This is a genomic window from Streptomyces sp. SID13726 (genome assembly GCF_010548375.1).
Classification (GTDB): domain Bacteria; phylum Actinomycetota; class Actinomycetes; order Streptomycetales; family Streptomycetaceae; genus Streptomyces.
Map to the genome: position 1 here is coordinate 1 of NZ_JAAGLY010000301.1, position 495 is coordinate 495.

The 495-nt window shown below is 80.6% G+C and carries 1 pseudogene; it reads left to right on the top strand.

The window, feature by feature from the left end:
• Window positions 1-495: pseudogene (locus G3I78_RS47750) on the top strand (cell division protein FtsK); the annotation flags it as partial.

Sequence of the window (495 nt, forward strand, 5' to 3'; positions counted from 1 at the left end):
GCCCAGGTGCGCGGGCGGGTCCCGGCCGCCCGTTCGGAGACCCCGGGCGACGGCCCTCGGGGCGCCGCCCGGCGGCCGTCCTGGGCCCGCGCCGACGCGGAGGACCAGGAGGGCGGCGGTTTCCCGGGGCCGTACACCGTGGTCGTCGTGGACGGCGACCCCGGCGGCGCGGATCTGCGCAAGGCGGTGGCCCGGCTGGCGCTGGAGGGCCCCCGGGCCGGCATCCATGTCGTGTGCCTGGCGGAGACGGCCCCGGCGTCCCCCGCGTCCCCGGTGACGGACACGTACGAGGCGGCCTGCACGGCCGCGCCGACGTTCCGCGAGTGCGGTGCGGTCGGCCTGCTCAGCGGGGACGTGGCGACGGCGCTGCGGCTGATGCGGGTGGCCCGCGCGGGCGTGAGCACGGGCGCCGAGCCGCCCGGAGGCGCCGGAGCGGAGCGCTCCCACAGCCGCCCCGAAGCAAGCCGCACCGAAGCAGGCCGCACCGGCGACCCG